At 63.7% G+C, this 21,860-nt stretch carries 23 protein-coding genes; 5 read left to right on the top strand and 18 right to left on the bottom strand.

Features of this window, described 5'->3' with window-relative positions:
* Positions 1-338: 338 nt before the first annotated feature.
* The 13 genes from bamC to SOM61_RS25980 form a co-directional block, all read right to left on the bottom strand.
* Positions 339-1,544, bottom strand: coding sequence for an outer membrane protein assembly factor BamC (gene bamC / locus SOM61_RS26040; protein WP_320476764.1), 1,206 nt, complete (start codon positions 1,542-1,544; stop codon positions 339-341).
* A gap of 46 nt (positions 1,545-1,590) precedes the next feature.
* The gene (gene dapA / locus SOM61_RS26035) at positions 1,591-2,469 is read right to left on the bottom strand and encodes a 4-hydroxy-tetrahydrodipicolinate synthase (RefSeq protein WP_320476763.1); all 879 of its coding nucleotides are present in this window, start codon (positions 2,467-2,469) and stop codon (positions 1,591-1,593) included.
* Positions 2,470-2,522: 53 nt separating this feature from the next.
* Entirely contained in the window at positions 2,523-3,092 is a 570-nt protein-coding gene (locus tag SOM61_RS26030; protein ID WP_320476765.1) for a class I SAM-dependent methyltransferase, read from the bottom strand.
* Between the two features lie 31 nt (positions 3,093-3,123).
* Entirely contained in the window at positions 3,124-3,777 is a 654-nt protein-coding gene (locus tag SOM61_RS26025; protein WP_320476762.1) for a site-2 protease family protein, read from the bottom strand.
* A gap of 58 nt (positions 3,778-3,835) precedes the next feature.
* The gene (locus tag SOM61_RS26020; RefSeq protein ID WP_147936861.1) at positions 3,836-4,459 is read right to left on the bottom strand and encodes an L-threonylcarbamoyladenylate synthase; all 624 of its coding nucleotides are present in this window, start codon (positions 4,457-4,459) and stop codon (positions 3,836-3,838) included.
* Between the two features lie 18 nt (positions 4,460-4,477).
* A complete protein-coding gene (gene htpX, locus SOM61_RS26015) occupies positions 4,478-5,353 on the bottom strand; it encodes a protease HtpX (RefSeq protein ID WP_320476761.1) in 876 nt (291 codons plus the stop codon).
* Between the two features lie 96 nt (positions 5,354-5,449).
* A complete protein-coding gene (locus SOM61_RS26010) occupies positions 5,450-6,544 on the bottom strand; it encodes an extracellular catalytic domain type 1 short-chain-length polyhydroxyalkanoate depolymerase (RefSeq protein WP_320476760.1) in 1,095 nt (364 codons plus the stop codon).
* 14 nt (positions 6,545-6,558) lie between these two features.
* Positions 6,559-6,975, bottom strand: coding sequence for a CopG family transcriptional regulator (locus SOM61_RS26005; protein WP_320476759.1), 417 nt, complete (start codon positions 6,973-6,975; stop codon positions 6,559-6,561).
* A 154-nt stretch (positions 6,976-7,129) separates the two neighbouring features.
* On the bottom strand, positions 7,130-8,863 hold the full coding sequence (locus SOM61_RS26000; RefSeq protein ID WP_320476758.1) for a serine hydrolase domain-containing protein: 1,734 nt from the start codon (positions 8,861-8,863) through the stop codon (positions 7,130-7,132).
* Between the two features lie 77 nt (positions 8,864-8,940).
* Positions 8,941-9,708, bottom strand: a complete 768-nt coding sequence (locus tag SOM61_RS25995; protein ID WP_320476757.1) for a type 1 glutamine amidotransferase domain-containing protein — start codon at positions 9,706-9,708, stop codon at positions 8,941-8,943.
* A 333-nt stretch (positions 9,709-10,041) separates the two neighbouring features.
* Positions 10,042-11,124 carry an AraC family transcriptional regulator gene (locus tag SOM61_RS25990; protein ID WP_320476756.1) on the bottom strand — a complete coding sequence of 361 codons (1,083 nt, stop codon included), beginning with the start codon at positions 11,122-11,124 and terminating at the stop codon, positions 10,042-10,044.
* A gap of 40 nt (positions 11,125-11,164) precedes the next feature.
* Positions 11,165-11,998, bottom strand: a complete 834-nt coding sequence (locus SOM61_RS25985) for a 3',5'-nucleoside bisphosphate phosphatase (RefSeq protein ID WP_320476755.1) — start codon at positions 11,996-11,998, stop codon at positions 11,165-11,167.
* 63 nt (positions 11,999-12,061) lie between these two features.
* Entirely contained in the window at positions 12,062-12,922 is an 861-nt protein-coding gene (locus SOM61_RS25980) for a LysR substrate-binding domain-containing protein (protein WP_320476754.1), read from the bottom strand.
* Between the two features lie 77 nt (positions 12,923-12,999).
* Here SOM61_RS25980 and SOM61_RS25975 point away from each other — a divergent pair, with 77 nt between their 5' ends.
* Together SOM61_RS25975 and SOM61_RS25970 are read left to right on the top strand one after the other, a co-directional pair.
* Entirely contained in the window at positions 13,000-14,067 is a 1,068-nt protein-coding gene (locus SOM61_RS25975; RefSeq protein ID WP_320476753.1) for an NAD(P)H-dependent flavin oxidoreductase, read from the top strand.
* Positions 14,036-14,413: a hypothetical protein gene (locus SOM61_RS25970; protein ID WP_320476752.1), complete on the top strand. Its 378-nt coding sequence runs from the start codon at positions 14,036-14,038 to the stop codon at positions 14,411-14,413. The genes SOM61_RS25975 and SOM61_RS25970 overlap by 32 nt, the downstream gene beginning before the upstream one ends.
* Here SOM61_RS25970 and SOM61_RS25965 read toward each other — a convergent pair.
* From SOM61_RS25965 to SOM61_RS25955, 3 genes are all read right to left on the bottom strand, one after another.
* On the bottom strand, positions 14,316-14,858 hold the full coding sequence (locus tag SOM61_RS25965; RefSeq protein WP_320476751.1) for a FlgO family outer membrane protein: 543 nt from the start codon (positions 14,856-14,858) through the stop codon (positions 14,316-14,318). The genes SOM61_RS25970 and SOM61_RS25965 overlap by 98 nt on opposite strands.
* Before the next feature lie 7 nt (positions 14,859-14,865).
* Complete coding sequence (locus SOM61_RS25960; protein WP_320476750.1) at positions 14,866-15,570, bottom strand: hypothetical protein; 705 nt, start codon at positions 15,568-15,570, stop codon at positions 14,866-14,868.
* Between the two features lie 126 nt (positions 15,571-15,696).
* Entirely contained in the window at positions 15,697-16,599 is a 903-nt protein-coding gene (locus SOM61_RS25955; protein WP_320476749.1) for an alpha/beta fold hydrolase, read from the bottom strand.
* Positions 16,600-16,739: 140 nt separating this feature from the next.
* On the opposite strand from SOM61_RS25955, the gene SOM61_RS25950 reads away from it, so the two are divergent.
* Both SOM61_RS25950 and hslO read left to right on the top strand, forming a co-directional pair.
* Entirely contained in the window at positions 16,740-17,264 is a 525-nt protein-coding gene (locus tag SOM61_RS25950; RefSeq protein WP_320476748.1) for a gamma carbonic anhydrase family protein, read from the top strand.
* A gap of 3 nt (positions 17,265-17,267) precedes the next feature.
* On the top strand, positions 17,268-18,236 hold the full coding sequence (gene hslO, locus SOM61_RS25945) for an Hsp33 family molecular chaperone HslO (RefSeq protein ID WP_320476747.1): 969 nt from the start codon (positions 17,268-17,270) through the stop codon (positions 18,234-18,236).
* Between the two features lie 453 nt (positions 18,237-18,689).
* Here hslO and SOM61_RS25940 read toward each other — a convergent pair whose 3' ends face one another.
* Together SOM61_RS25940 and SOM61_RS25935 are read right to left on the bottom strand one after the other, a co-directional pair.
* On the bottom strand, positions 18,690-19,820 hold the full coding sequence (locus tag SOM61_RS25940) for an epoxide hydrolase family protein (protein WP_320476746.1): 1,131 nt from the start codon (positions 19,818-19,820) through the stop codon (positions 18,690-18,692).
* Positions 19,817-20,866, bottom strand: coding sequence for an ankyrin repeat domain-containing protein (locus SOM61_RS25935; protein WP_320476745.1), 1,050 nt, complete (start codon positions 20,864-20,866; stop codon positions 19,817-19,819). The genes SOM61_RS25940 and SOM61_RS25935 overlap by 4 nt, the downstream gene beginning before the upstream one ends.
* Positions 20,867-21,086: 220 nt before the next feature.
* Here SOM61_RS25935 and SOM61_RS25930 point away from each other — a divergent pair, with 220 nt between their 5' ends.
* The gene (locus SOM61_RS25930; RefSeq protein ID WP_320476744.1) at positions 21,087-21,602 is read left to right on the top strand and encodes a Dps family protein; all 516 of its coding nucleotides are present in this window, start codon (positions 21,087-21,089) and stop codon (positions 21,600-21,602) included.
* The last annotated feature ends 258 nt before the right edge of the window (positions 21,603-21,860 follow it).

The raw sequence follows: 21,860 nt of genomic DNA, 5'->3' as shown, positions 1-21,860 counted from the left end.
CATCGCTTAAACGGCGTAAGCAGACCGTGCCCCGTTCTGATATTCGACTATGGAGAAGTATTCCAGTTCTGCAGAGACGTTCGTCCCCAAATTCGCCGATGCAATGCTCGTCCCTGAGCAGTTCGAGAGAAGCCATGGCAACCTCCACTGAGTCCACACTTCAATGATTCAGCATACGCCAAATAAATGTTGAAGATGTAGGCTCAGCGTAGCGCGAAGGCGGGGACCCGAGTACTGCCAGCGCTATCGAAACGCTGGGAAACTTGGGTCCCCGCCTGCGCGGGGACGAGGTATTTGAAGCCGGTAGCCGGGCTTGAAGCCAGCTACCAGGTCAGGGATTACTTCAGCTCGGTATGCAGCAGATTCAGGATCTTGCCCGCGGTCGGCGAGGTATCCGCCTGGCCTTCGTTGGTCTGGACCGTGACCTTGCTGACGCTGGCGCCCTGCTCGGTCTTGACCAGCACGCGGTAGCGCTGGGCTTCCTTGAGCTCGTCTTCCGACTTGCCGCCCCACGAGAACAGGCGCTTGAAGAAGCCTTCCTTCTGCTCGGCCGCGTCCGGATCGACGTAGCGTACGAAGTAGACACCCTGCACGCGGTCGCGGTCTTCGACGGTGAAGCCGACGCGGTCCAGCGCCAGGCCGACACGGCGCCAGGCGCGGTCGAAGCCTTCGTCGACCTCGACCGTGTCGCCCACCAGCTTGGCGTGCTGCGGCGCCACCGGTGCGTTGGCGACCGTCGCTTCGGCCGTCGCCACTTCCTTGGTGCCAGTCAACATCGCGACCATGCGGCCCAGGAATTGCGACTCCATGCCAGGATCGTTCGGGCGCGAAGTCCAGGTGGTGGTTTCGTTCTGCGGGCCGGTCAGGACTTCCTCGGCGCCGCGGTGGCTGACCCAGATCTCGGTCGAACCGTCCGGCAGGCGCTCGAGGCGGGTGCGGAACTTGTCGCGCTCGCCGGTCGAGTAGGCGCGGTCGAACACGCGGCCGATGGCGTTGCGGATGAAGTCTTGCGGAATCTTCGAACGGTTCTCGACCCAGGCGGTTTCCATGGTGCCGGTGGTGGCCGATTCGGTTTCGATGGCGAAGCCCTGCTCTTCCCAGAACTGGCGCAGTTGCGGCCACAGTTGTTCCGGGGTCTGCTTGACCACCAGCCAGCGCTGGTCGCCGTTGCGCTGGACGCTGATCGCGTCGCTCGAGATCGGTCCGATCTGCTGGTTGCTCGCCGCGACGCCGGGGACGAAGCCGCCGCCCGTGCCGGCGGCAGCGGCGGCCGCCTGGCCGGATGCGGTGGCGACGCCACGGCCGTCAGGGATGGCGTAGCGGTTGTCGCGCTGCAGCTTGGTCAGATCGGGCGGCACGTCCAGCGGCGCGGCTTTCTTGGCGCCCTTGTAATCGACCTTGTCGCCTTCAAAGATGGTGGTGCAGGCCGCCAGGCTGAAAGCGAGCGCGGTCAGCGTCAGCACGCGTGCGGCAGCGGGAGCGGAAGCCAGGGGCGAGAAATTGGAACGCGCGGAGTTGAATGCCGAGTACTTGCTTTTAGTCATGTCGTTCGATATCAGGTCAGGAACCCGAACCCTTGCGGGCCCGGGATTAGGAATGAACGCCGGCTTCCACCAGGGCGGCGCGCACGGTCTCGTGGTACTGGGCAGACAGCGGCGCGAGCGGCAGACGCAGGCCGGCGGGCATCTTGCCCATTTCGGCCAGCGCCCACTTCACCGGCACCGGGTTCGGTTCGACGAACAGCTTGCCGTGCAGGCCGAGCACGCGGTTGTTGATCTCGACCGCACGCGCGACGTCGCCAGCCATCGCGGCCACGCACAGCTCGTGCATCGCGCGCGGGGCGACGTTGGCCGTCACCGAGATATTGCCGGCGCCGCCACAGAACATCAGGGTCATCGCACTCGGATCGTCGCCCGAATAGACGGCGAACGATTTGTCGACCATCTTGAGCAGCTCGATGCCGCGCCCGATATTGCCGGTGGCGTCCTTGATGCCGACGATATTCTCGATCGGCGCCAGGCGCGCGACGGTCTCATTGGCCATATCGGCCACGGTACGGCCCGGCACGTTGTACAGGATGATCGGCAGGTCCACGCTTTCCGCGATGGCGCGGAAATGGCGGTACATGCCCTCTTGCGTCGGACGGTTGTAATAAGGAACAACCTGCAGCGAAGCATCGGCGCCGCATTCCTTCGCATGGCGGGTCAGCGCGATCGCTTCCGCGGTCGAGTTGCCGCCGGTACCGGCGATGACCGGAATGCGGCCGGCGACGTGATCGACGGCCAGCTTGACGAGTTCGCAATGCTCTTCCGGCGACACGGTGGCCGATTCGCCCGTCGTGCCCACGATGACGATCGCGTCGGTGCCTTCCGCGACGTGCCAGTCGATCAGCTTGCGCAAGCAATCGCGGTCAAGGCTGCCGTCTTCGAACATCGGAGTGACGAGTGCTACGATACTGCCCTTAATCATAATCTTGGCCGTGCCATTCATTAAAAAATCTGATTGTAGCGGATAGCCCGCCGCTATGGTTCATTCCTGACCACAATATGGTCGAGCCGGGCCTCGGTTTTGGCAAATCCCGCGCCGACCGCGCACAGGCGCTGCACCTGGGCCGGATTCGGTCGTTCCACATGACCGTCCTCGTAGGCCAGCACCTGCAATCCGCCGTCTTGCGCCAGCCCCAGCAGCTCGCCGGGCGCCAGCAGGAAGGCAGGATTGGATGGCTTGCCGTAGATCTGGTTCCCCTGCGCGAAGGTTTCGTAAATCAGGATGCCGTCCGGCCGCAAGCTGGCCGCAAGAAAGGCGAACAGGGGCCGGTGCAGGTAATTGGTGACCACGATCGCCGAAAACCGTCCCGCCTCGAAGGGCCAGGGCGAACCGTCGGCCTCGAGGTCGTAGGCCATCGTCGTGACGTTGTGGCCCGCGCTGGCGGCCAGCGCCTCGGGTTTGAGGTCCAGCGCCAGCACCTGCAGGCCGCGCGCTGCCAGCAGGCGCGTGTGGCGGCCATTGCCGCAAGCCAAGTCAAGCGCCTCGCCGGGCGGCGCCAGGGAAACGAAGCGTTCGACCCATGGCGACGGCGGCAGAGCCTGCATGTTCACGCGCGGCGCGTCGACTGGCATGGCGTCAGAACAGCACGAAAGTGAACGGCAGGACCATCATGTCCACGATCCAGCGGCCCAGTTGCATCACCGGCACCACCCAGTAGCCCACCAGCTGCAGGAACACCAGACCCAGCACGATGAAAAAGCCGTAGGGCTCGATGCGGGCGAATTTCCACGCCAGGTTGTTGGGCAGCATGCTGGTCAACACCCGGCCGCCGTCCAGCGGCGGAATCGGCAGCAGGTTGAAGGCCATGATCAACAGGTTCGTGAGGATGCCGGCCTCGGCCATGCGGCGCGGGAAGGTCTCGCTGACGCCGAAGAACACCAGCAACGCCGCGAACAGCAGCCACAGCGCGGCCATGATCAGGTTGGCAATGGGGCCGGCCAGCGCGACCCAGGCCATGTCGCGCTTCGGATTGCGCAGGCGGGCGAAGTCGACCGGCACCGGCTTGGCGTAGCCGAACACGAAGGGCGTAAACAGATACATCATGATCGGAATCACGATGGTGCCCCAGATGTCGACGTGCACCAGCGGATTCAGGCTCATGCGGCCCTGGGAATAGGCGGTGTTGTCACCGAAAAATTTGGCGGCGTAGGCGTGGGCGGCTTCGTGCAGGGTAATCGCAAAAAGAACGGGCAGCGCGTAGACGGCGATGTTGCGTATCGTTTCATCCATAAGAGGGATTCTATCAGAGGCCGGTACGCACTTGTCCTGTGGAATTCTTAAGCCGGGATTACAAGCCGAAGGCCGCCGGATCGCCCCTGCCCTCGCGCACCAGCTCCGGCTCGGGGCCGGTCAGGTCGATGATGGTGGTCGCCTCCAGCAAGCCGGCGCCGCCGTCGATGATCAGCTCGATCTGCTTTTCCAGGCGCTCGCGCACTTCTTCCGGGTCGGACAGCATGTGGTCGTCGCCCGGCAGTTGCAGGGTGGTGCCGATCAGCGGCTCACCCAGTTCTTCGAGCAGCGCCAGCGTGATGCGGTTCTCGGGCACGCGCAGGCCGATTGTCTTGCGCGACGGGTGCGACAGGCGGCGCGGCAGTTCGCGCGTCGCCTCCAGGATCACCGTGTACGGGCCCGGCATCGTGGCCTTGAGCAGGCGATATTGTGTGTTATCCACGCGCGCATATTGCGCCACCTCGGACAGATCGCGCACCAGCAGGGTCAGGTGGTGCTTGTCGTCGATGCCGCGGATCCGGCGCAGCTTGTCGACCGCCGCCTTGTCGTCCAGGCGGCATACCAGCGCATACGCCGAATCGGTCGGCAAGGCGACGATGCCGCCGCTGCTGACGATCTGCGCCGCCTGCTTGATCAGGCGGGCCTGGGGATTCTCGGGGTGGATCTGGAAATATTGGCCCATCTAAACGTCCTTGATTGATTAACGCAGTTGCTGGAGCGCGGCGATGCGCTGTTCCATCGGCGGGTGGGTCGAGAACAGCGCGCCCCAGCCGCCGCCGCTGCCGGAAATGCCCGAGGCGGCCATCGACTGCGGCAGCGCGCCCGGCGCCAAGCCGCCCAGGCGGGCCAGCGCATGCTGCATCGGCAACGGGCTGCCCATCAGTTTGGCGGCGCCGGCGTCGGCACGGAATTCGCGCTGGCGCGAGAACCAGGCGACGATGATCGAAGCCAGCAGGCCGAACAAAATTTCGAGCACGAACACGCTCGCGTAGTAACCGATGCCGGGGCCCTCGCCCTCTTTACGGAACAATACCTTGTCGACGAAGAAACCGACCACACGCGCCAGGAACACGACGAAGGTGTTGACCACGCCCTGGATAAGGGTCAGGGTGACCATGTCGCCGTTGGCGATGTGCGCCACCTCGTGGCCGAGCACGGCTTCGACCTCGTCCTGGTTCATGCTCTGCAGCAGGCCCGTCGAGACGGCAACCAGCGCCGAGTTCTTGAAGGCGCCCGTAGCAAATGCGTTGGGCTCGCCGTCATACACGGCCACTTCAGGCATGCCGATGCCGGCGCGCTCGGACAAGCGGCGCACAGTCTGCACCAGCCATTGCTCGGTCGAATTAGTCGGCTGCTTGATCACGCGCGCGCCGGTCGACCACTTGGCCATCGGCTTGCTCATCAGGAGGGAAATGAAGGCGCCCGTGAAGCCGATGACGATGGACATGACCGCCAGGGCAGGAATGTTGAGCCCTTGCGCGGACACGACACGCCCCAGACCGAGCAGGTTCATGACCAGCGTCAGCACCAGCACGACGGCAAGGTTGGTTGCAAGGAACAGAACAACACGCTTCATGGCAGACATCTCCTGAAAATTGATGACAGGATGCCAAGGTTGGGCTGCACCGCGCAAAATTCAAGGCCCAGCCATTAGCAGACCGGGCCGGCCGTCTTACCGCCGCAGGAAAAAGCGCAGCATCTCGCGCGAAGCGTTCGGGCCGAGTGCATCGGTATGCGAACCGGCCGCATCGCCGCCCGCCCAGGTGTGGCCCGCGCCGTGCACGATCCAGTTCTCCGCCATCGCCCGCCCTTCTTCGTCGCGCCAGGTGCGATGGGTAGCGCGGCGCCCGCCCTGGGTCGATTCGGTCTCGCTCGCATGCAGCGGCGTGGCGCGTAGGCCGGCGTGGGCGCCGACGAATTGCTTCAACACTGCTTCGCCGTTGCCCTGATTGACCACATGGTCGGCATCGCCATGGAAGACGATCACCGGCACCGCCTCGCGCAGGCTGCGCCCGCGGCCGGGCTTCTTCATGGCCTGCAGGCCCGTGATCATGTCGCGCGCACTGCCCGCCGGCAAGCCGGAATGGACGCCGATCGCAGCGAACAGTTCGGGATACTCGGCGCCGAGCACCGCCGCCATCGCGCCGCCGGCCGACATGCCGGCCACGAACACCTGCGACGGCTCGGCATCGTACTCCCGCATGACCTCGCGCGTCATGCCGGCCAGAATGCCCGGCTCGCCCGCATCGCGCGCCTGGTGGCCTGGCTCGAACCAGTTCCAGCAATGTGAATGGTTGGCGCGGCCGTCCTGCTCGGGATACAGCACCAGGACGCCAAGTTCTTCGGCCAGCGCGTTCATGCCGGTGCCGACCGCGAAATCGTCCGGGTTCTGGGTGCAGCCGTGCAGCATCACGACCAGCGGACGGCGGCCCTCGGCCGGTTTCGCGGGAATATACAGCTTGTAGCGGCGGCTGCCCGCTTCGCAGACGTGGCTACCGGCGATGAAGCGGCCGGGCAGGCGCGACTGGGGCTTCGCAGCCGGACGGGGCCGCGACTTCGGCCTGCTCCAGGCCGGCGGCGAATTGAGGTCGACGAATTCCGGCGCTTGCGGCGCTTCCGGCGATGCCTCGGTCTTTTGCTGGGGCGTGAGCAGACCGGCCTGGGCCAGCGCCTGCTGGATGATATCGGTGGCGGCCTGCGGGTCGCGCGCCTGCACGCGGCGCGCCGATTCCAGCATCTGGCCGATGAACTGTTCGAAAGGTTTCATGGGTTTATCCTTCTTCATGATTGGAGGCGGTCGGCCAATGCTTCGCGCACGGCCGTTGATGCGATGAAGGCGCCCAGCACCTGGAGCGATGCGATCGCCTCGCGCGCCAGGCTTGCGGGGACGTCGTCCTCGATCACGGCCAGGCCGAGAACGTGGATCTCAAGCTGCTGCCCGTCCGCAACGATCTGTTCCAGTTCGCGCCGGGTGTAGCGGTACAGGCCCATCACATAGCGTTTGCGCACGACTGTTTGCCGAATGACATCTGCATGCTGCTGCAACAGATTGCGGATCGCAGTACGGACCAGATCGGTGCGGTTCGAATAAAACCCTTCTTCGACCAGCAGATCGACCTGGGCCAGGTCAACCAGGCCAACGTTGACCGTGACCTTGTCGCTATCGGGGAGCTTTTTTTCAGGGGAAACCAGCTTCATATCGCATCCTATACTCTACATATACTCCATGTGGAGTATAAAACGAGAATTTCAAGGACGCATCCGGTAATTTTCTTGGGTTGTAGGGTCGCAACAGCGCGCAGCGACGAAAAAAGCCAGGCGCTGCCTGGCTTTGGGAAGATTGAAGGGCCGATCAGGCGCCAGGGCCGTGGATCTTCTTGAACTGCAGCCCCCGGGCTTCGTCGCCAATGATCTGGAAGCCGGTCACCTCCTGATTACTGCCGCGCTGGAACCTGAGCCCGCCCATGAAAGGCTTGTTGCCCGAAAACCTGTTGGCGTCGAGCGGCTTGAAGTCGACCTGGCCGACGCGCAGATTGCGTGCGCTGAGCATCCCTTTGCTGACAGTCAAGACATAGGAGGCATTGAGTTCTTCGTTATGGAAGGTGCCTGCGAACTGCTCCAGTTCCCGATCGGTGTACGACACGGGCTTATAGGACTCGAACACCACCGGGTCGCTCGTCCCCATCCTGTAGTGCATTTCCGGTCCATGCTTGCCACCGACGAACTCGACGAAATAATGGTCGTCGCCCTCGATCTTCAGCTGGAATTTCGCACCGCCCAAGGGAATCAGTTCACGCCCCGGCGCTCCGCCTGCCCTGCCGTAATACAGGACGTCGTCCTTGACGTAGATTACAGCAGGAACCGCCCGGACCGCGGTCCAGTAATTGCCCGCGTATTGCGCGAGCTGGGAAGGCGCAACCTTCACGCGCTGGATGCGCGAATAGTCGATCGTCAGAGGCTCGACAAACTGTTTTTCGAGCAGGACGGACGCCAGCCGCATGCCATAACTTCCGCTGTAGTCCAGCCCCGAGCTCAGCACGACAACCGAGACATCGTGATCGGGAAAGCTGAACACCGAACTCGCGTATCCGCCAACGCCGCCGATCTGGTATTTCTTCGAGATGCCTCTTTCCTGGCCAGCATGCTGCTGGCCGTAGGTCGAGACCCTGGCGATATCGCGGATGACCACCCCGCTATCGAGCTTGATCGGCTGGTTCAGCTTGTCGGCCAGGGCCTGATTGCCGGGTGCGGGCGATGCCAGGCTGGCGCGCCAGAGCGACAGGTCGCGTATCGAGGAATACAGATTGACCAGGCCAGGAGTATTGCGTCCGCCCACATCGTGTTTGTAGACGCCTTCTCCTGCACTCCGGTAAGGAACCGCCCTGTTGGCCATGAACTGGGCGTCGTCAACCACGAACTGCGTGTTCGCCATGCCCAGCGGCGTAAAAATATTCTTCTTGCTGAAGGCATCGAAGGACTCCCCGGAGACGACTTCGACGATCCTGGCCAACAGGATGAACCTGCTGTCACCGCCTGGCGAGAATTCTTCGCCTGGTTTGAAATTCAATGTCTTCTGGCTCTTGATCAGGTCAAGGACGGCTGCGTTCTGCCCGGACCCGCTCGCCTCCCACCCGGCCAGGGCTTGCAAGACCTTGTAGCCGGCAACCCCGTCGGTCGAGCTCAGCAGGTGATTGACGGTGATTTTTTCGCCAAGATCGGGCAACTCGGGCAGATACTTCCTGATGTCGTCGCTCAGCTTGATCTTGCCCTGGCTTTCCAGCATCAGTGCAGAATAGGCAATGAATTCCCACGCCAGCGTATCGACCTGGAAGCTGGTATCGACGGTTGCCGGAATGCCGTGTTCGAGATTGGCCTGGCCATACGCCTTCTGATACACCAGCTCCCGGTTCTTGAACATGGCCACCGCGAGCGCCGGCCGGGGAACACTGAAGTCGCTGAACACCGCATCGAATTTCTGCAGGGTAGCGGCGTCGATGCTGTTGCTGGCATGCGCCGGCAGCGACAGCGACAGCGGTGTGAGACATACCAGCACAAAACGCATTGCCATGAGACCGTGATTCTTCATATGGATCGATTCCTGTGTTTTATTGTAATGACCAGTCTGTTTCAGCTGGCTGCAAACGATGCGCGGGGATTCGCTGCTCAGGTTTTTCTCTGGATTGCCTTGATTACTTCCTGCGCGACCGACACGGTCGCCGAAGGGTCTTGTCCGGTGATGATGTTGCCGTCGACGATATAGAAATTCGCCGCCCATTTTTTTGAATACTCAAAATTCCCGCCCTTCCTGCTGACTTCCTTGTCGATCGAGAATGGGAAGGTCTTGTAGTAATCGGCCTTCGTGTTTTCGAACAAATCGGGGAAGCCGGTGATGTTTCGGCCGGCCAGCAGCGAGCTGCCATCGAGGTTTTTCAGGTTGACGATGCCCGCAGTGCCATGACAGATGGCCGACACCACGCCACCACTGCGGTAGATTGCGGTGGCTATCTCTTGAATGTCCTTGTTGTCGGCCACCCCGAACATCGCGGATCCGCCGCCGCTGTAATAAACCGCCCTGTAGTCGCCGGCCCTGACTTGCCGTGGATGACGGGTATTCTTGAGAAGGCTCATGAATTGCGCGTCATACAAATGCGCCTTTTGGATTTCATTTGCCGTGTCAATATAATTCAGTGGAATAGCCCCTCCCTCCGGGCTCACCACATCCACCACGTAGCCGCTCTTCCTGAACACATCATAGGCAATCACGATTTCTTCGAAATGATTGGCGGCGCTGATGCTGGTATTTCCATACGTATGCTGGTTTGACGTGACGATCAGAATTTTCTGTCCTTGCACGGGCATACCGTTTGCGCCGGGGGAGACCGGCGACGCGAAGGCGCAGTCAGGCTGGAATAGCAAGAGATAAAGCGCCATTAATATCTGAATAAAAAGAGGTCGACACATACATTCACCTGAAAATGTAGAAATACCTGTTACCGAAGGTAGATACGGTTACCCGGCCGCGCACCCGCCCGGATCGGTCGTCCGGGGGCGGCACACGGCGTCGGTAGCCAATATAGGGAAGCCGCCCGGCGCCGCGCTCATGAACCATGATTTCGGACTCCGGATACATGATTCCGCAGCCCTGGCACGAGCAGCGCCGCGGCTGACCTGGGGCGGGAGCAAGAAACGATCGGGGGAGAGAGGTGGCCGCAGCCCGGGGGCTGGGCGGCGTATTTACGTGGGCCGGACGTCGGCCCGGGAAGGCTACGACGCGGGCGTACCCACGGTGCGATCCGTGCAGGATGCAAGCGAATCGGACGCGCGGGCGGCGCGGTAGCTCGCCGGTGTCTGTCCGGTGGTCTTCTTGAATGCGGCGAAGAAGGTGGAGGTCGAATTAAAACCGCTGCGCTCGGCAACGAGTTCCATATTCATGCGAGATTCACTGATCAACAAGTCCTGGGCATGCCGGATGCGGAACTCATTGATATACAGGTTAAAACTTTTACCCAGATTCTCGTTGATTGCCTGGGACACCGTGGTTTGCAGATTCCCGACCTTTTTTGCCAGCAGCGCCAGGCTTAGATTAGGGTTCAGGTAAAGCTGCTGTTCACGCATCACCCGGTTCAGCGATTCGATCAACTCGCCGGCATCCTGGCCAGTCAATTTGCGATTCTGGTACTTTTCTTTCTTGGCGACCTCGGTTTTCGCTCCGTGGTGCACGATCCAGGACAAAATGGCGACGTGTACCGAGAAGGTAAATGACAAGGCGCCGACAATATACGAGGTCAGCGGCGTCGTCACATACGCGGCCAGCAGCAGGAAACTACCGGAATACACGCTCAACAACAATATATTGCTGCGATTAAGCTTGCCGTTCGCATCGCGCAACAGCGCACGCGATTGCCACAGCTTTTTTGCGGCCAATAGCAGATAGGCAAACCAATACGCATGAATGCCGCAGACATAGTAATACCATGCGTTCGGATACTGGGAATATGGGAAATTTACCGCGATCAGGATGATGCAGGACGCCGACAAGAGATGCCAGCGCCAGCGACCGTTTGCGGCGCTGAGTTTCAGATCGGCCAGATGACTATCTACGTACAGATAGGTCAATGGCCCGATCAGCAGGCAGGCCGCCAGGCCGATCTGCAGAAACTCGATGGCGAGATCGGGATTGAAGTAATAGAACGTCGACTTGACCGTGCGAAAGCCGACCGCGATCAGCAAGGCGCCCAGCATGGCATGCGTCAGGCGGTTGCTGCGGCGGGTAAAAAAATACAGCGCCAGGAAAACGCCATTGACCCCGCCAAGGACGCTGAACAGAAACAGTAGCTGGCTCGACATCGCTCAGCTCGCCCAAGCGGTTACCGGCAGCAGCGCAGGCTCAAAACCAGTCATGCCACACCGGCGTCACGCTCGATGGCAGGGGCGGCAACTGCGCGAATTCGACCCGCGCCTCGCCCGGCGCATGGAAGTCGGTACCGCGCGAGGCCAAAAAGCCGTAACGCCGCGCCAGCTCGGCATAGATCCCGTACTGGTCGGGCGTGTGGCTACCGGTGACGACCTCGATGGTCTTGCCGCCCAGTTGGCGGAACTCGTCGAACAGGACGCCTTGCGCGGTGTCGCTGAAGCGGTAGCGGCCCGGATGCGCGATCACGGGGATGCCGCCCGCACCGCGGATCCAGCCCATCGCCTCGGCCAGCGTGGCCCAGCGGTGCGGCACATAGCCGGGCCGGCCTTCGGTGAGGAAGCGGCGGAATACTTCGGAGGTGGTGTCGCACACGCCGATCTCGCACAGGAAACGCGCGAAATGGGTGCGCGACATCAGGTCGGGATTGGCGACGTAGCGCAGCGCGCCTTCGTAGGCGCCGGGAATGCCGGCCTGCTCCAGCTGGGCCGCCATTTCGCGCGCGCGCTGCTCGCGGCCGTTGCGGGTCGCGGCCAGGCCGGCGATCAGGGCCGGATTGTCTTCGTCGACCTGCAGGCCGACCACATGCACGGTCTCGTTGGCCCAGGTGACTGAGATCTCGACCCCGGCCACGAAGCGCATGCCCAGCTCGGCCGCCGCAATGCGCGCGGCCTTGATGCCGCCGACCTCATCGTGGTCAGTAAGCGCCCACACATCGACTCCGCCCTTGCGTGCGTAGGCAGCCACGTCCGAAGGAGCGAGTACGCCGTCGGAGACGGTGGAATGGCAGTGCAGGTCGACTTTCAGCATGGGGACAATGAGGTATCTGGAACGGACATTGTACGCGTATTTCAGTGCCCCTCTCACGATGCCTTACACCATCTGCAAGCGCCCGGAGAAGGCGCGAAACGCCGGGGTCGCGAAGCCGTCGCGCCAGACCAGGCAGGTCGCGAGACGCCCCAGCGGCAAGGTCCTGAGCGCGGCTGGCGCCCCGCCCAGCGCCAGCACGCTGGCCGGCAACACCGTCACGCAAGCGCCCGCGGCCACGCAGGCGATCATCGCGTGATAGGAATTCATCTCTTGCACCCGCCAGGCCGGGGCGCCGGCGATGCCCAGACGGTCTTCCGCCAGGCTGCGATAGGTGCAGCCCAGTGGGAAGGCGGCCAGCGAGCGCGCCCTCACCTGCCGCGCGTCCTCGACGTCCGATTCGCCGGGCGGCAGCAGCAACAGCAGCTCTTCGACCCAGACCGGCATCGATTGCAGCCCCATCTCGATGAGCTCCGCACCATCGTCCGGCAAGGCGGCGAAGGCGCAGTCGAGCGCACCCGTCCTCACCTGTTCGACGATCTGGCGCGACGGGCCGGTGCGCAAGACCAGCCGCGTGGCCGGATGGTCGACGTGGAAGGCGGCCAGCACGCCCGGCAAGCGGCTGGCCGCCGTACTCTCCATGCTGCCGATCCGCAGCACGCCGCCCGAGGCGCCGTTCGACACGACCTGCCGCGCCTCGTCTTCCAGCGCCAGCAGCCGTTCGGCATAGGCCAAGAACTGCCCGCCCTCCGTCGACAAGGCGATGCGTTTGGCCGTCCGCACGAACAGTCCGACGCCAAGGTCCGCCTCGAGTTGCTGGACTCGGGTCGTCACGTTCGATGGCGCCCGCCCCAGTCGCGCCGCGGCCTGCGTGATGCTCAGCTCCGCAGCCACGGCGCAAAAAATGCGCAAAGATTCAGTTTCCATATATCTTTTCTCAAAACAGAATGATACCATCACTTCATTCTCTGATTGAGAATAACAGTCAACCGAAAGGAACCGCCATGCACCCGTCCCATCCATTCTTTTCCCAGCTGTCAGTCGCACATCCGATCATCCAGGCGCCGATGGCGGGCGTCGGCACGCCGCAACTGGCGGCGGCGGTGTCCGATGCCGGCGCGCTGGGTTCGCTGGGGATCGGTGCAAGCACGGCGGCGCAGGCGCGCGCGACGATCGAAGAAACGCAGGCGCTGACGGGCAAAGCGATCAATGTGAACGTGTTCTGCCACGCGCCGGCCCAGCGCGATGCCGCGCGCGAGTCGGCCTGGCTGGCCCACCTGGCGCCGCTGTTCGCCAACGCCGGCGCAACGCCGCCCTCCACGCTCGATGAAATCTACCGCAGCTTCAACGATGACGAAGAGACCTTCCGGATGCTGCTCGACCTGCGCCCACAAGTCGTCAGCTTCCACTTCGGCCTGCCTTCGGGCGAACGGCTGGCTGCCTTGCGCGCAGCCGGGATCCGCACCATGGCCACCGCCACCAACCTGATTGAGGCGCTGCGCATAGAACAGGCGGGAATCGACGCGATCGTGGCGCAAGGCATCGAAGCCGGCGGCCACCGCGGCATGTTCGACCTCGATGCGACCGACGAACGATTGAGCATGGCGGTGCTGGTGCGCCTGCTGGTCAAGCGAACAGGGCTGCCGGTGATCGCTGCCGGCGGCATCATGGATGGCGCCGGCATCAGGGCCGCGCTGGACCTGGGCGCGGCCGGCGCCCAGCTGGGCACCGCCTTCATCCTGACGCCGGAATCGGCAGCGAACGACGCCTACCGCGCCAAGCTGCAAAGCCCACGCGCCGCCACCACCGCCCTGACTGCGGCGATCTCGGGACGGCCGGCGCGCGGCATCGTCAACCGCCTGGTCAGCCATGGCGCGTCGGGCGTGCCGGCCGCCTATCCGGTGGCGTATGACGCGGCCAAGCAGTTGCACGCGGCGGCGGCGAAATCGGGCAACCATGAATATGCGGCCCACTGGGCCGGGCAAGGCGCGCCGCTCGCGCGGGCCATGCCGGCGGCGGAACTGGTGGAGACGCTGGTGCGTGAACTCAATGCCAGCGGCGACGCCGCCTGATGCGGGCCAGCCTGCCCTCGCCCTTCACCTGATGGGCGAGCTGCAGCGCTATCGCGCGCAAGGCGGGCCGGTCGGCCCGGTGGCGCAGCGCTTCGTGCTGGCGATCGATGCGGCGAACGACGTCGGGATCGCCCCGGACGTCATGGCCCGGCTCGCCATGCTGGCGCAGGCGCCGGAAGCGCCGGACGACGCCGAGCTGCGCTGGGTGCGCAATCAGCTGCCGGAAATCGTGCGCCAGGTTGCCTTGATCAGTCCGGCACCAGCATGGAACGGATCGTCCCCTGCTTCGCCAGCACGTAGTCATGCCCCGCCAACACCAGATTCGTGGTCGGCTGGATCACCTTGACGTTGATGAAGATGGTGTCGCGCGTCTCGGCATACGAACCCACGACCACCGCCTGCGCGTTGTGCGTGCCGGCCACTTCGCCCAGCTCGCGGGTGAGCATCAGCTCGCCCTGGTTGCGCTTCAGGTAGACGCTATTGCGCAGCTTCATTTCCAGCACCGGCAGGCCGCCCTGGGCCAGGCGGGTGGCGATCTGCTCGGACACCACGCGGCCCAGCATCGAGCTATGTTCGAGGGCGTCGATGTTGACGAGGGTGGCCATGATCAGGGGCTGGTCGCCGGTCAGCTTGCCGGCCAGCTGGGCCTGCAATGCGTCGGCCGCACGGTAGTTGGCGGCGACGAAATCGTTCGCGCTCACCGAGGTGTAGTTGGGCTGCTCGATCAGCGCGCAGCCGCCCAGCAGCAAGGACAGGCCCAGTGCGGCCGCCGATAATGTCAATGTGCGCATGTTCAGCTCAATGGTCCTTGACCGCGAAGGTCTTCGATGCCGGCACTTGCGCTGCCGGCGCGGCCAGCTTCTCCGCCAGGGCGGCATCGTACAGCGACAGATCCTCGTCGTCGGTGTAGTAGACCGAGGTGTTGCGCGCGTAATAGCGTTGCTCGTCCGCGACCGAGACGGTCACGATCATTTCGGTCTTCGGCGTATCGCCCGGCGCGAACTGGGCGGTGAACCAGCGATGCGCGTCATAGCCGTAGACGCCGGCCGTGAGCAGCCACTCGGGGCTGTGCTGGATGCTGGTCAGGACCCAGGCGCCACTGGCCAGCGCGGTCGGCAGGCCGGCGTAGCGGTACTGCGGACGGTCGGCCGAGAAGGCGACCACCTGCGTGTCGAGCTCGATCTTGAGCGCACCCGGCACCGGATTCTTGACGACCACGAAACCATCGTTGACCAGGGCCGTGACCAGATGCGACTTCACGCCCGTGCTGAAGATCGACGGTTGCAGCGGCTCCACGTACAGGGAGCGGCTCGGCGCCGTCTTCAGGGTCGGGCCCAGCTCGGTCGCCATATGGCGCGCGATCACGCCCCAATGGGCTGCGGCCTGGACCTTGAGCTGGTGCGTGCTGGAGAAATTGGTGGCCACGGGGGCCGGGCTGTAGGGCATGGCGCAGCCTGCGAGCAGCAGGCCGGCGGCGAGTGCGCAGGCGCCTCGGTAAGCCATCGTGAATCCTGTCGGTCAGTGGTGCGGCCGGACTGGCGCACGCTCGGGGGCGACTGTATCACAGCAGTTTCCCACCGGCAATTTATCCCGCGAGGATGAGGTGTGATTACAACGGCAATGCGTGCATTATCGGAGACACTTATCGCCATGATCGGCGTAGAGGAATTCCTCGACCATGCTTGCCAGCAATTCCGGCTGGTCATGGTGCAGCATATGGCCGGCCTGCGGCACCATGCGCGGCGTCACGTCCTTCAGGTAGGCCATCCGCCGGTCGACCTCGGCGCGCGCCTGGTCCTTGGCGCCCATCCAGCGCCACATATCGGTGTCCTCGGCCTCGACCCACAGCACCGGGGCCGTGATGGCGCTCCAGCAGGCCATGATTTCGTCGACGTGATACAGCAGCGGTGAGCTCATCTTGTGCGCCGGATCGCCCAGGATCTTCCACAGGCCGTCGCGGTCCTGTTCCGCCCAGTGGGCGGCCAGGAAGGCGGCGCGCTCGGGCGCCAGGCGCGGATTGGTCTTGCGCAGGCGCGCCGCCACTTCGTCCAGGCTGGCATAGCCGCGCATCTCGGGCGGCTCGCGCAACTCGTCCAGCCACTTGGCCACGCGGCCCGGATACTGTTTGGGGTGCGTGGTCGGCAGGCCGAAGCCTTCGAGGTTGATCAGCTTCGCGATGCGCTGCGGCCGCACGCCGGCATAGATGCCGGCGATATTGCCGCCCATGCTGTGGCCGAGCAGGTTGACCGCCTCGCCCGGGGCGTAATGGTCGAGCAAGACGTCGAGATCGGCCACGTAGTCGGGGAACCAATAAGTATCAAAGCCCGAACGCGCGCTCTGGCCGAAGCCGCGCCAGTCGGGCGCGATCACGTGCCAGTCCCCCTGCAGGCAATCGACCATGAACTGGAAAGAGGCCGACACGTCCATCCAGCCGTGCAGCATGAACAGCTTGGGCGCGCCGGGCGAGCCCCAGTGGCGCACGTGCATGCGCAGGCCGCGCACGGTGAGGAATTCGGAACGTGAGGCTTTCATGGATTTCCCAAATTAGTACGGTCGTTCGGATGATTATACGGGCCTGCGGTTGAATTCGCGCACTGCGGCCCCATCTGCCGGACTTCGGGACAGGACGGTGGCGGTAAAATAACGCCATTTCCACCTACGCGAGCACATCCATGGCTATTTACCAGCTGGGCGAGCATGCGCCCGAGATCGATCCGTCGGCGTTCGTCGCCGACACGGCCACCCTGGTGGGCAGGGTCAGGCTCGCCGCGAATGCCTCGGTGTGGTTCGGCACCACGTTGCGCGGCGATAACGAGCCCATCACGATCGGCGAGAACAGCAATGTTCAGGAAGGCACCGTGATGCACACCGATCCGGGCTACCCGCTCGAGATCGGCAAGAACGTGACGATCGGCCACCAAGCCATGCTGCACGGCTGCACGGTGGGCGACGGCTCGCTGATCGGGATCCAGGCCGTGGTGCTCAACGGCGCGCGGATCGGCAAGGGATGCCTGGTCGGCGCGGGCGCCCTGGTCACGGAAGGCAAACAATTTCCCGACCACTCGCTGATCCTGGGTTCGCCCGCGAAGGTGGTGCGGACACTGACACAAGAAGACCTGCTGCGCCTGGAAGGCAATGCCGCGAACTATGTTGCGCGCGGCCAGCTGTTCAAGGCGCAACTCAAGAAAATCGGATAAAGAATGACGACTACGGATACTGGCACCACCAACAGGGACACCCTGCAAAAATTCATCTTCGACAATGCGGCCGTGCGCGGCGAGCTGGTCGAGATTTCGGACACCTGGCGCGAGATCCAGGCCCGTCACGCTTACCCGAAAGCCGTGCGTTCGGTGCTGGGCGAGATGGTCGCGGCCGGCGCCCTGCTGTCGGCCAACCTCAAGTTCAACGGGTCGATCGTGATGCAGATCCACGGCGACGGCCCGGTGCGCCTGCTGGTGGTCGAATGCGACGCCGACCTGCGCATGCGCGCCACGGCGAAACTGGCGCCCGACGTCGAGATCGCGGACGACGTCACCCTGAACGACATGTTCAACGCCAACGGCAAGGGCCGTTTCGTGATCACGCTCGACCCGGCCGACAAGGTCCCGGGCCAGCAGCCCTACCAGGGCGTGGTGCCGCTCGACGGCGACGATATGGCGACCGTGATCGAAAACTACATGCTGCGGTCGGAGCAGATGGACACGCGCCTGTGGCTGGCGGCCGACGACAAGGTCGCACGCGGCCTGCTGCTGCAAAAGCTGCCGCGCCACAGCGGTAAAGAAGATCAGACCAAGCAGGCCTCAGAGGCCGAAGACCTGGAAACCTGGAACCGCGCCGCCATGCTGGGCCAGACTGTCAAGCGCGAAGAGCTGCTGTCGACCGATATCTCGACCCTGCTGCACCGCCTGTTCTGGGAAGAGACCATCCGCGTGTTCGACCCGGTGCACCCGCAATTTCATTGCAGCTGCAACCGTGAGAAGGTCGGCAATATGCTCAAGATGCTGGGCCAGGACGAAGTCGAATCGGCGCTGACCGAGCTGGGCGAACTGGGCATCAACTGCGATTTCTGCGGCAAGCACTACGCCTTCGACAAGGTCGACTGCGCACAGCTGTTCGCCAGTGATAGCCCGGTGCAGACCATGATGCCGCCGAGCGGTAGTACGCACTAAGCTATCGACGTCGTTCTTCTACTGACGCCAGCACGTCGTCCCCGCGCAGGCGGGGACCCAAGGCCTTTGCGTTGCCACTTGCGTTCGAGGCAGGCGGCGTGCATGCACGCTTGGGTCCCCGCCTTCGCGCACTAGCGTCCGGAATATTTATACGCAAAGTATGCATCGTCATCCCCGCGAAGGCGGGGATCCAAGTGAAATCACAGAATGTTCATGCTCTTGCGTGACCCGAACGTTCATCGGAGGTCGATTTTTAGGCCACTGGCCGTGCACACTTGGGTTCCCGCCAAGGCGCCCGGCGAGGGCGGGAACGACGTGGTTTCTCCTATGAAGCGGACACTTTCAAGCGCCCGAAATTATTCCGGACGCTAGTGCGCCTTCGCGGGGACGACGTTTACAGGCTGACAAAGGAACGCTTCATTCAGCGCGTCAGTGCATCAGCGTTTCAACGCGTCAACGCACGCCACGAAAACCCTTGCGCAACTCGTCGGCGAACATCTCGGGCTGCTCGATCGCGGGATAGTGGCCGCCCTTCTCTACCTCGTGGTAATACATCAGCGTCTGATAACGCTCCTGCACCCAGCGCCGGCTGGCCATGTGCAGGTCGCGCGGGAACTGGCTGAAGGCTACGGGCACGGCGATCTCGCGCTCCTTGAAGGTGCGCATGCTCTCCCAGTAGATGCGGGCCGACGACCCTGCGGTGCCGGTCAGCCAGTACCAGTCGACGGTGTCGAGGATGTCGTCCATGCTCACCGCGTCGGTCGGATCGCCGTCGTGGTCCATCCAGCGCCAGTACAGGTCGAGCAGCCACGCCGCCTGGCCCACCGGCGAGTCGGTCAGCGCATAGGCGATCGTCTGCGGGGTCTGGATCTGCATCAGCTGGTAGCCGGACTGGTTGTCCTTGAAGTCGCGCACGCGCCGCAGTCCTTCTTCTTCCTGCGCGTCGCGCGCTTCCATTCCCTCGACGACCGGGAGCATATTGAAGTGCACGGCCTTGACCGCCGGCAGCCCGATGCCGCCCAGTTCATTCGTGATCGAATATCCCCAGTCGCCGCCCTGGGCCACGAACCCGTCGTAGCCGAGGCGGCGCATCAATTCGACCCATGCGTGCGCGATGCGCTCCGGCGTCCAGCCGGGTTCGCGCGGCTTGCCCGTCAGGCCGAAGCCCGGCATCGACGGCAGCACGACGTGGAAGGCGTCAGCCGGGTCGTGTCCGTGCGCGCGCGGATCGGCCAGCATCCTGGCGGCCTTCACGTTTTCCACGATTGAACCGGACCAGCCGTGCGTGATCACCAGCGGCAGCGCATCGGGCTCCGGCGAGCGGATGTGCAGGAAATGGATGTCGAGGCCGTCGATGGTCGTCGAGGATGGCTCGAGCGCGTTCAGCCGCGCCTCGGTCGCGCGCCAGTCGTGCCGGTCGCGCCAGTAGTCGGCCAGCGCCCGCAGCCTGGCCAGCGGCACGCCCTGGCTCCAGTCGTCGACGGTTTCCTTGTCGGGCCAGCGCGTGCGCGCCAGGCGCTGGCGCAAGTCGTCCAGGTCGGCCTCGGGAATGGCGAAGGGGTGCGGTCGAATGGCGTTGCTCACGGCTGGTCTCCTCGTTGGTCGTCGGTGTGGGTTTGCGCACGTTTGCGCTCTCTCTCGGCAAGCAGGTCGGCGATAGCATCGTCCCCGTAGTGCAGCGCCAGCTCGCGCGGTGTCAGGCCAGTATGTCCCCTGAGATCGTGGCGGGCGCCCGCTTCGCACAAGGCCCGTACCGCATCGACCTGCTGTTGCCACACCGCGTCGTGGAGCGCCGACAGGCCGTTGTAAGCGCCCTGCGCATTCAGCTCGGGCAAGGGCCGGGCGCCGCGCCGCGGCTCGGCCAGCAGGCGGACGATGTCGGCATGGCCGAAATAGGTGGCGTCGTGCAGGGCGGTGCCGCCCATCAGGCCGATCATGCAGGTCGGATCGGCACCCGCATCGAGCAGCAGGCGAGCGATGTCGAGATGGCCCTCGCGCGCGGCGATGCCCAGCGGCGTGTAATTGTCATCGAGGCTGCCGACCATCGGCACCTGCTCGTCGAGGTTCGCGCCGGCGGCGATCAGCCGCTCGACCTCGGCCCGGTCGCCGGCCTTGACCGCCGCGACGAGGGTCAGCGCGGCGACGCGCTCGGCATCGGCGTCGATCCTGGCCTCGATCAGGCGCGCGATGGCGTCGAGGCCGTCGCCGCGTGCGATGTCGAGCGCCGTCTGCGCCCAGTGGTTGCGGATGTTCGGCCTGGCGCCGCGCTCCAGCAGGCGCGCCACGGCGCCGGCATGCTTGTGGAGCACCGCGTCCATCAGCGCCGTATTGCCGAGTACGGGCGACTGCTGGTCGACGAAGGCGCCATGGTCGAGCAGGAAGCCGATCACGTCGGCATTGCCGGACTGCGCCGCCTTGTGCAGCGCGCTCGCTCCCATGCGGGGATCGAGCGCCAGCACGTCGGCGCCGGCGGCGAGCAGGATCGACACCATGTACGACTGTCCCAAGCCGGCCGCGATCATCAGGGGCGTGAAGCCCTCGGGGTCACGGCGATCCGGGTCGGCGCCGGTGCGGAGCAGTGCGTTCGCGGCGGGGAGGTCTCCCGCGCGAATAGCGGCATGAAGGGGCATACCATCCTCTCGTATGATTGCTATCGGAAGCCACAGTTGATAAGTTACCGATAGTAGCGTCGAACCCGACAGGTGCGCCGTTAAGCAGCTCACAGATAGCGTCCATCGCGTTTTCGCTCAAAATGGTAAGCTGATGCTGTTATGACACTGTTGCATTTTCGAACATCAGCGCCATGTACCCATTACTGAATCATCGACTTACCGATTACGGAGGAAGCACATGAATATCGATATTGGCATCAGCACCGAAGACCGCGCAAAAATCGTCGACTCGCTGTCGGGCGTCCTGGCTGACAGCTATATGCTGTACCTGAAGACCCACAACTTCCACTGGAACGTGACCGGTCCGATGTTCCAGACCCTGCACGTGATGTTCCAGGAGCAGTACACCGAGCTGTGGAACGCACTGGACGACATCGCCGAGCGCATTCGCGCCCTGGGCCACTTCGCACCGGGCACCTACCAGCGCTACGCCGAGCTGTCGACCATCAAGGAAGAAGCGAACGTGCCGGGCGCGCAAGAAATGATTCGCCAGCTGGTCGCAGGCCAGGAAGCCGTGGCGCGCACCGCCCGCGCGGCCTTCCGCATCGCCGACGCCGCCGACGACCAGCCGACCGCCGGCATGCTGGCAACCCGCATGGAAATCCATGAAAAGAATGCGTGGATGCTGCGCGCTTTCCTGGAGCAAGGCGCAGGCCATACCCAGGGTGAAGCGTCGTCGGAGTCGAAGAACTGATGATGCGACTGCGGTCCGCATGGGCCGCATGAACACAGCTGGGGTCCGATACCGTCTTGAATGGCAAGTGGTTTCGACAAATAATTTGCGTCGAACGGCTTGCCATTGCGGATGACGCCATAGATCAAGTGAGTCATCTTATGCATGATGGCGCAAATGACGGCCTTTTTTGAATGCCCAGTGGCTAGTAGGCGCTCCGCAAATTGTTTGACGATTGGATTGTAGCGACATGCCACCATGCTCGGCATAAATAGCGCA

This window comes from Massilia sp. CFBP9012, assembly GCF_034045115.1.
In the GTDB taxonomy this organism is placed as follows: Bacteria; Pseudomonadota; Gammaproteobacteria; order Burkholderiales; family Burkholderiaceae_D; genus Telluria.
The sequence above is the reverse complement of the archived record's forward strand: the minus strand, read 5'-3'. Positions and strand labels throughout refer to the sequence as shown.

Bases quoted from the DNA above. Each gene is read 5' to 3' on its own strand.
- bamC (WP_320476764.1), bottom strand. From the start codon at position 1,544: ATGACTAAAAGCAAGTACTCGGCATTCAACTCCGCGCGTTCCAATTTC.
- dapA (WP_320476763.1), bottom strand. From the start codon at position 2,469: ATGATTAAGGGCAGTATCGTAGCACTCGTCACTCCGATGTTCGAAGAC.
- SOM61_RS26030 (WP_320476765.1), bottom strand. From the start codon at position 3,092: ATGCAGGCTCTGCCGCCGTCGCCATGGGTCGAACGCTTCGTTTCCCTG.
- SOM61_RS26025 (WP_320476762.1), bottom strand. From the start codon at position 3,777: ATGGATGAAACGATACGCAACATCGCCGTCTACGCGCTGCCCGTTCTT.
- SOM61_RS26020 (WP_147936861.1), bottom strand. From the start codon at position 4,459: ATGGGCCAATATTTCCAGATCCACCCCGAGAATCCCCAGGCCCGCCTG.
- htpX (WP_320476761.1), bottom strand. From the start codon at position 5,353: ATGAAGCGTGTTGTTCTGTTCCTTGCAACCAACCTTGCCGTCGTGCTG.
- SOM61_RS26010 (WP_320476760.1), bottom strand. From the start codon at position 6,544: ATGAAACCTTTCGAACAGTTCATCGGCCAGATGCTGGAATCGGCGCGC.
- SOM61_RS26005 (WP_320476759.1), bottom strand. From the start codon at position 6,975: ATGAAGCTGGTTTCCCCTGAAAAAAAGCTCCCCGATAGCGACAAGGTC.
- SOM61_RS26000 (WP_320476758.1), bottom strand. From the start codon at position 8,863: ATGAAGAATCACGGTCTCATGGCAATGCGTTTTGTGCTGGTATGTCTC.
- SOM61_RS25995 (WP_320476757.1), bottom strand. From the start codon at position 9,708: ATGGCGCTTTATCTCTTGCTATTCCAGCCTGACTGCGCCTTCGCGTCG.
- SOM61_RS25990 (WP_320476756.1), bottom strand. From the start codon at position 11,124: ATGTCGAGCCAGCTACTGTTTCTGTTCAGCGTCCTTGGCGGGGTCAAT.
- SOM61_RS25985 (WP_320476755.1), bottom strand. From the start codon at position 11,998: ATGCTGAAAGTCGACCTGCACTGCCATTCCACCGTCTCCGACGGCGTA.
- SOM61_RS25980 (WP_320476754.1), bottom strand. From the start codon at position 12,922: ATGGAAACTGAATCTTTGCGCATTTTTTGCGCCGTGGCTGCGGAGCTG.
- SOM61_RS25975 (WP_320476753.1), top strand. From the start codon at position 13,000: ATGCACCCGTCCCATCCATTCTTTTCCCAGCTGTCAGTCGCACATCCG.
- SOM61_RS25965 (WP_320476751.1), bottom strand. From the start codon at position 14,858: ATGCGCACATTGACATTATCGGCGGCCGCACTGGGCCTGTCCTTGCTG.
- SOM61_RS25960 (WP_320476750.1), bottom strand. From the start codon at position 15,570: ATGGCTTACCGAGGCGCCTGCGCACTCGCCGCCGGCCTGCTGCTCGCA.
- SOM61_RS25955 (WP_320476749.1), bottom strand. From the start codon at position 16,599: ATGAAAGCCTCACGTTCCGAATTCCTCACCGTGCGCGGCCTGCGCATG.
- SOM61_RS25950 (WP_320476748.1), top strand. From the start codon at position 16,740: ATGGCTATTTACCAGCTGGGCGAGCATGCGCCCGAGATCGATCCGTCG.
- hslO (WP_320476747.1), top strand. From the start codon at position 17,268: ATGACGACTACGGATACTGGCACCACCAACAGGGACACCCTGCAAAAA.
- SOM61_RS25935 (WP_320476745.1), bottom strand. From the start codon at position 20,866: ATGCCCCTTCATGCCGCTATTCGCGCGGGAGACCTCCCCGCCGCGAAC.
- SOM61_RS25930 (WP_320476744.1), top strand. From the start codon at position 21,087: ATGAATATCGATATTGGCATCAGCACCGAAGACCGCGCAAAAATCGTC.